This window comes from Gallibacterium genomosp. 1, assembly GCF_000771875.1.
Taxonomy (GTDB): Bacteria; Pseudomonadota; Gammaproteobacteria; order Enterobacterales; family Pasteurellaceae; genus Gallibacterium.
Genome location: NZ_JPXX01000025.1, coordinates 78,554 through 85,293, shown reverse-complemented (window position 1 = coordinate 85,293; position 6,740 = coordinate 78,554). Strand labels below are relative to the sequence as shown.

The following is a 6,740-nucleotide window of genomic DNA, read 5'->3' as shown; positions in this document are numbered from 1 at the left end:
GTCGAAAAATCCCCCTTGGCTACAAGCCCACTGCTAAATACATATATGATGTTACACCTGATGTATACTTGTTACACGAAAAATAAGTTGCATTAAACTGTACATTTTCAATAACGCTTCTATCCCCACTGTTAGGAGCAAATCCTCCAGTGTAAAAAGGTTTTAACTTAAATTTAATTGGATAGTTAACTTGCGTTTTTTGAGGATTTTCTAGCACAAACAATCCCCCTTGGATAACAATCTTAATGACTAAACTGTACTTTTTGCCCGTTTTTGTAGTCTATAACACACAAATAACAATCGCTTTAAACAGCGATTTGGTCACGGTTTAAAGCGATTTAAACGCGTGTTAAAAACACGATTAACTACGCTATTTGAGTAGATTTATAACTTTTCTCAAGTGTATCAATGTTTTATGTGTGTAAACACTATCTCCGACATTGCTAGAGGCGTGTCCCAGCAGTCTGTCGCGTGCAACTTTGTTGGCACCGGCAGCATCAAGCAGCGTTGCTACGGTATGCCGGCAGTCGTGCGTGGTATGTTTTGCTCGGATTGCTAGCATTGCTTTTGCAAATTGTGTAGCTGCTTTAGCATAAGTTAGGGGTTGGTTGTTATCATCAACAAATAGGTATTTATGTTTTTTCTCAAGCCGTCGCTCAACAATCGGTAAAATGCGTGGATGGATTGGGATAATGCGGATGCCGGCTTTGGTTTTTGAGGTGGTGATATTAAAGTATTTTTGCTTTAGATTAATCTCACTACGTTGTAGTTGCAACAGCTCCCCAACTCGCATTCCGCTATACAGCAGGATTAAAGCTAGATCTGTATTTGTCGCTGTGCATTGCCAAAGTTTATTAATTTGTTGTCGAGTAAAGGTTTTATGCGGTTTGACCGGTATATTTTTCCCCATTTTCAAATATTGTCCATAAGATTTATCTGTCCATTCATTAATTATTGCGTGAGCAAACAGCTGATTTATCAATGATCGCACTTTTTTAAGACTGGCGTATGACAAGCCTTTTTCTTTCATCGTATCCAGTACGCTTTGCAAATGACGATATTTAATTTTGTGGATCGGCATAGAGATGATTGACGACAAATGATTGTAGCTATTGCGATAACTTTCTGCCGTTGACGGCGACACTTGTCTGGCGTGGATGGGATACCAAAGCTGGTACACTTTTGCCAGTGTTATGCTGGGTTCCGGCTTATCTTGCTGATTGTGGTTCGCAAGAGCTGTCAACGCTTCTTCTTTTGTCTCAAAATAGCCGATTGTGTTGTAAATCTGTTTTCCGTTTTCGGTGTAACCGACCGTTTTTCTTGCAATGTATGGGCGGCGACGTCTGCCGCTAAGCCTAAATACTGAGCCGTAGCCGTTTGGTAGTCTCATATCTCCTCCTTTTCTTAGTTAATGCTGAAATGCGTAATCATTATGAGTATTACAGGATTGATACACTATTAAATTAAGTGGAGGGGAGATATGGAATATTTGATTATTATTGATAAATCAACAGGCAGACGAGAGACATCATACCCACTAACTAATGAATCGTTCGAGCAGCTTTGCGAGTTGGCAAGGCAGAGTGGTTATGATGATAAGTTTTTGTATCTACATGATACAAGTGGTGGATTACAGGCACAGCTGGCAAATCAAAACACATACTGGCTCAACAATAGGATTGAGATTAAGCCATCATCATTACACGACTGGAACGGTACAAAGTGGGTGCTTAATCAGCAAAGGCAAGCAGAGTTAGTGAGCGCAAAACGTCAGCAATTAATTGATAATATTGATAATACTGCGTCATCGCTCATTACAAAATGGACGCGATTCGAAAGTGAATATAAAGAGCGAGAAAAAGCGGCATTAGCGTATCAAGAGAAAAATTATGAAGGTGATGTAAGTATCTATATAACAAGCTTTGCGGATGCAGCAGATATTGACAATAAATCAGCTGCATTACTTATCTTGCAACAAGCAGATCAGTTACGCAGTACGCTAGCAAAAATGTCTGCTTTACGAATGCGCAAGTACGAGCTTAAACAAGATAATCTCACGCTCGAGCAAATGCAAACAATTCACGATGACATTATTAGCAAGATGCAACAATTAGCGGAGGCACAGCAATGACAGAGGTATATCTGGCTTTATATAAAGGTAATCGTAGCGGTAATAGCTTGTCATCAATCAAAGCAAAATTTGGGGATTGGCTTATTCGCAAATTTACACGAGGTATTTATTCTCATTGCGAGCTTGCTATTAAAAAAGAGACTAATTTTACAGATAGATATGATTGCGATACTTATTATGAGTGTTACTCATCTTCTGTTAGAGATGGTGGTGTACGCTGCAAGATTATTGATGTTACCGACGGTAAATGGGATTTGATTAAGCTCAATAATGTTACCGAGGCACAAATTGAATATTATTACCGGATAACAAAAGGTAAAAAATATGATTGGTTTGGAGCTGTCGGAATTATCTTAGGCATTAAAGAGCGTAGAGATAAGTTCTTCTGCTCGGAGTGGTGTTTTAATGTAATCACACTAAGCACAGACGGTTGGCGCTTTAGTCCAAATGATTTGGCTGTTATAGCAAGGAGGTTTTAAATGTCTAAAGGGGGGGGGTAAAAAGAATTTTATTAAAAACGGCAGGGCAGGTTTATCGACATTAAACCTGTCCCCGATTAACGCAGATGAAGCCTGCATAACCGGTGCCGTCTACCTAGCCAGGCGGGCGGATTATAACAAAAATCTGTCTAGGGATCGCGTTATGCAAAATAAAATGAAAGATTTACGGTGTAATTGCTGTAAAAAACTACTAGCACGTACAAAAGATAACCAATATTTAGAGATTAAATGTACTCGTTGCAAAACGTTAAATGTATTTAATCGCAACAAAAATTAATCAAACTTGAGTGTCGGAGCGTCCAGAACGCCGGAACGCCATAATAGATAGGAGCTATTATGGCAACTCAATCAAATAAACATTTCACGCAAGCACCGCTACCGTTTGTCGGTCAAAAGCGGATGTTTTTAAATCATTTTAAAACGGTTTTAAACGAGATGATAACTAATGACGGCGAGGGTTGGACGATAGTCGATGCCTTCGGCGGCAGTGGTTTACTAAGTCATACGGCAGAACAACTTAAGCCGCAAGCACGAGTTATCTATAATGATTTTGACGGTTATGCTGAGCGGCTTAAACATATTGATGACATTAATCGCTTGCGTCAAATATTAAGTAAGTTATTAGCTAATTATCCGCGACAAAAACGATTAGATATTGCAATGCGTCATAAAGTAATTGATGCTATTGAGTCGTTTGATGGTTATAAAGACCCGCATATTTTGTGTACGTGGCTGTTATTTTCTGGGCAGCAGGTTAAGTCTATTGACGAGTTATATCGGCATGGCTTTTACAACTGCGTACGGCAAAGCGATTACCCAGAGGCGGACGGTTATTTAGATGGGATTGAGGTAGTTAATGAGAGTTTTTCTGACTTACTTCCTAAATTTTTTGATGACAGTAAAGCAATATTCGTGCTAGATCCGCCTTATCTTTGTACACATCAAGACAGCTACAAGCAAGAGTCTTATTTTGACCTTATTAATTTTCTGGAGTTAATCAGGCTTACACGACCACCTTACCTCTTTTTTAGTTCAACCAAAAGTGAATTTGTGCGGTTTGTGGATTGGCTAATCGCCGCCAAAGGTGATAATTGGCAATCATTTGAGGATTATCATCGGATTGTTGTGCAAACGTCCACAAGCTATAGTGGCAAATACGAGGATAATCTCATTTATAAGTGCTGATAAAGTGCCTTGCGGCACTTTATAAACTAGCGGGCAGCTCGGAAAGTAGACAGTATAAGGCAGGTTGGTTTGGATGGGTATTTGGTACTAGTTTGACGACTTTGTCTTTTCTGTTGTCCGCTAAATAATGGATATCAAGACAATAAGCACGATATGAGGTTTTGCAAAGTACGAGGCTAAGGTTAAAGAGTTTAAAGGTTGTATCCTCACGTTCCGCAACTAACGCAAGTTCTAACATCATTTCACGTTCGGTTCTAAACTTCATTCTAATTTCTTTTTCGCTTGGCTTTTTCATTGGTTATCCTCCTGTTTTTATGTTGAGGACATCATTGCTCTGTTGCGGTGCAATGTGGAGAGGTATAGAGCTCTATTTGACTGACTGCTTAATAATACGACTGGAGAGGTATGGAGGTCTGTGGGTGGATAGGTTTCCACCCACCATTAACTAATCTATTAACAATGTGTCATCGTTAAAAATATCTTCGATTTTTGCTAAAAATATTTTTTTGTCTGTTGGTTTAAAGCCGGCTATATCATAAGTTGTTTGGCTAGATATTTTAATTACAAGATTTACATCGTTATATCCCACTTTACGTAGTAGTTTTGGTAGTTTTATAGTTAACTTATTGATTACGTTTTGTTGTTCTATGGCACGTTCTGGATCTGTTTCTTTTGCAAATTTTAATGTGAGAGTTTTCATTGGTAACCCCTTATTTGTTACTGTATATTTATACAGTATTTTAAAAGGTTTAATTCTGCTGTCAATCCATTCAGTGTGATTTTTTTAATTTCGTTATATTTTGCATAATCATCTATGCAAAATATATCGGAGTTTTATGCAAAATGTTTTGCGTCCTTATAATATTTTTATTTTTTAAAGGTTTAATAAGCGAAAGTTGCGCCGTCATGGTTTCTCGGATCGGACGCACCGAAGAAACCATCTTCTGTAGATTGTACAATTTGTACACGTCCCATTGAGGCTTTGGTTATTACCTTATATCCTTCTTTTTGTAAAAGGTGAATGGTATCCGGACTAATACCTTCTTCAATTCTTAATTCATCTGGTAGCCATTGATGATGGATGCGAGGTACAGAAATTGCTTCAGCAACATTCATTTTATAATCAATAGTATTTACAATACTTTGTAAGACTGTTGTAATAATTCGTGCACCACCAGGACTACCAGTAACGAGAAAAGGTTTATTATCTTTCATTACCAATGTTGGTGTCATTGATGATAATGGGCGTTTTTTTGCTGCAATAGCATTAGCTTCTCCGCCAATTAATCCAAATGCATTCGGTACGCCAGGTTTGGAAGAAAAATCATCCATTTCATTATTTAATAAAATTCCTGTACCTTCAGCAACGATACCACTGCCGAAATTAAGATTGAGTGTGTAGGTTACAGCAACAGCATTTCCGCTTTTATCCATAATAGAGTAGTGCGTGGTTTGATCACTTTCATAGAGTTGTGGTTCACTCGCTTTAATCTCTTTTGATGGAACGATATGATCTGAAGGAATTTTTTTGACCAATTCATCCGCATATTTTTTAGAAATTAAACCATTTAAAGGAATTTTAACGAAATCCGGATCGCCTAAATATTCAGAGCGATCGGCATAAGCTAGTTTCATTGCTTCCGCATATTTAGTAATGGCTTTTGCACTGTTTGCCCCATATTGTTCTAAAGGATAATGTTCGAGAATATTTAATATTTGAATAAGATGTGCGCCACCGGAGCTTGGTGGTGGCATAGTAACAATTTTATATTCACGATAATTTCCAGTAACAGGTTTGCGTTCAATAACACGATAGCTTTTCATATCTTCTAAAGTGATTAAGCCACCGTATTTTTCCATTTCTTTTACAATTTTTTCAGCAATTTCACCTTGGTAGAAAGCTTGAGAACCTTGTTTGGCAATAAGCTGCAATGAATGAGCTAAGTCTTTTTGAATTAAACGATCACCGCTTGTCAGAGGTTGCTCACCTTTGAAAAAGATAGCTTTTGTGCTTTCCCATTTAGCAAGATTATCTTTTTCTATAGCTAATGTTTTCCCTAGGGTATCACTGATAATAAAGCCCTCATTGGCAAGTTTAATTGCTGGTGCGATCACTTTTTCCAATGACATAGTTCCCCATTTTTTCAAAGCATATTCCATTCCTGCTACCGTTCCGGGGACACCAACGGCAAAGTGAGTGAATAATGATTTTCTATCAATAACATTACCTTTTTCATCAAGGTACATATTTTTGTGAGCTTTTAATGGCGCTATTTCACGAAAATCTATTGCAAAATTTTCACCAGATTTTGCATCGTGTAATACCATAAAACCACCGCCACCAATATTACCTGCATTTGGTAAAACAACAGCTAATGCAAAGCCGACTGCAACGGCAGCATCAATAGCATTCCCTCCCTCTTTTAAAATCTGTAAACCCACTTGACTGGCAAGATGTTGTTCTGTGGCCACAATACCTTGTGTACCATAAACAGGATGAAAAATATCTTTACTGCTGTCATAACGTAAAGCGGCAGCGATAGTTTGTTTTGTAGCTTGTGTTGTTTGAGATGTATCTTCTAACGACGAGTATTTACTATCAATTTGTTGTGAGGATTGTATTGGTTGAGGCGCGGTATTTGAGAATACGGCAGTGCTGACTAATGGTAATGTTAGTAATAAAGTGAATAAAGTTTTTTTCCGGTTGCGAAATGATTTTGGCATAGAATAACTCCATATTGGAGAATAATAAGAATGAAATACATATTTAACAAAATATTTTTACTTTTGCAATATTTTTAACAAATGTAATTATTTTATTATGTTTTTAATGGATGAATAATGGGGGTAATGGTTATAGTGAAGAGATATAATGAAAATAAACTTCACTAAGCTGTTAATAAAAAATCCTTTATCTTAATAGA

8 protein-coding genes are annotated in these 6,740 nt (G+C 37.5%); 4 read left to right on the top strand and 4 right to left on the bottom strand.

What is annotated here, in order from left to right; genetic code table 11:
- Positions 1-370: 370 nt before the first annotated feature.
- Positions 371-1,390 (bottom strand): tyrosine-type recombinase/integrase, encoded by a 1,020-nt coding sequence (locus tag JP36_RS09350; protein WP_039174119.1) that lies wholly within the window; start codon positions 1,388-1,390, stop codon positions 371-373.
- Positions 1,391-1,570: 180 nt separating this feature from the next.
- On the opposite strand from JP36_RS09350, the gene JP36_RS09345 reads away from it, so the two are divergent.
- The 4 genes from JP36_RS09345 (at position 1,571) to JP36_RS09335 (ending at position 3,816) form a co-directional block, all read left to right on the top strand.
- Positions 1,571-2,131, top strand: coding sequence for a hypothetical protein (locus JP36_RS09345; RefSeq protein WP_234702182.1), 561 nt, complete (start codon positions 1,571-1,573; stop codon positions 2,129-2,131).
- A complete protein-coding gene (locus tag JP36_RS09340; protein WP_039174114.1) occupies positions 2,128-2,610 on the top strand; it encodes a hypothetical protein in 483 nt (160 codons plus the stop codon). The genes JP36_RS09345 and JP36_RS09340 overlap by 4 nt, the downstream gene beginning before the upstream one ends.
- 163 nt (positions 2,611-2,773) lie before the next feature.
- Positions 2,774-2,908 (top strand): Com family DNA-binding transcriptional regulator, encoded by a 135-nt coding sequence (locus tag JP36_RS12005; protein ID WP_081964372.1) that lies wholly within the window; start codon positions 2,774-2,776, stop codon positions 2,906-2,908.
- Between the two features lie 59 nt (positions 2,909-2,967).
- Positions 2,968-3,816: a DNA adenine methylase gene (locus tag JP36_RS09335; protein ID WP_039174112.1), complete on the top strand. Its 849-nt coding sequence runs from the start codon at positions 2,968-2,970 to the stop codon at positions 3,814-3,816.
- 19 nt (positions 3,817-3,835) lie between these two features.
- Here JP36_RS09335 and JP36_RS09330 read toward each other — a convergent pair whose 3' ends face one another.
- From JP36_RS09330 to ggt, 3 genes are all read right to left on the bottom strand, one after another.
- Entirely contained in the window at positions 3,836-4,111 is a 276-nt protein-coding gene (locus JP36_RS09330) for a hypothetical protein (RefSeq protein WP_052119486.1), read from the bottom strand.
- Positions 4,112-4,261: 150 nt separating this feature from the next.
- Positions 4,262-4,516 (bottom strand): hypothetical protein, encoded by a 255-nt coding sequence (locus JP36_RS09325; protein ID WP_039174110.1) that lies wholly within the window; start codon positions 4,514-4,516, stop codon positions 4,262-4,264.
- 182 nt (positions 4,517-4,698) lie between these two features.
- Positions 4,699-6,540, bottom strand: a complete 1,842-nt coding sequence (ggt, locus tag JP36_RS09320; RefSeq protein WP_039174108.1) for a gamma-glutamyltransferase — start codon at positions 6,538-6,540, stop codon at positions 4,699-4,701.
- Positions 6,541-6,740: the final 200 nt, after the last annotated feature.